Here is a 546-nt window from a genome sequence, read left to right on the forward strand (position 1 = left end):
AACGTACGTCAGATTGGTGTCGGGCCCTTTTCGTGTCCTTCATTCGGGCCTGACACCAATCTGACTGTTCTATGGCGTTCAGTTGTCGGAGATACAGATTTTATTCGGCCCCCCTTTTTTACGGCCGGCCCTGGCAACTGAACACCGTTCCGGCGGCAACTCCTTTTTTTCATTTTTCCTACCTCTTTTTTCGGGTTGTTTTCCGATTGCGCCTACGCTTGTGTTTGCGCACGTCGGAAGAATAACGTCCCGGGACCTTTCCAGACCGCCCAGACGGATGGCAAACCCCAAAAACACTTCCGTAAAATATGGAAAAAACCGGGGAAGTTGGACGGAAATTTTCTTGACTTTGTCAAAATTTCCGGCTAACTTCGACTCAAGTCTGTTGAACGGACCGTTCTGAAAACGGGTTTTCTCACGGCAACGCCGAACAGACTTGGGAGACTTCGTCCCCTTTTTCCTTTTTTCACGCCATTTGTTTTTTGCCTTCTCTCCATCCGGCTGAACATCCCATAAGGTATCCGGCCGAAAAAAGACTTGGAACAC

1 protein-coding gene is annotated in these 546 nt (G+C 49.1%); it reads right to left on the minus strand.

Features of this window, described 5'->3' with window-relative positions:
• Positions 1-78: 78 nt before the first annotated feature.
• A partial coding sequence (locus FQ608_RS27140; protein WP_158861647.1) for a hypothetical protein occupies positions 79-546 on the minus strand: 468 nt, incomplete at its 5' end.

It is taken from the genome of Lunatibacter salilacus (assembly GCF_009797935.1).
In the GTDB taxonomy this organism is placed as follows: domain Bacteria; phylum Bacteroidota; class Bacteroidia; order Cytophagales; family Cyclobacteriaceae; genus Lunatibacter; species Lunatibacter salilacus.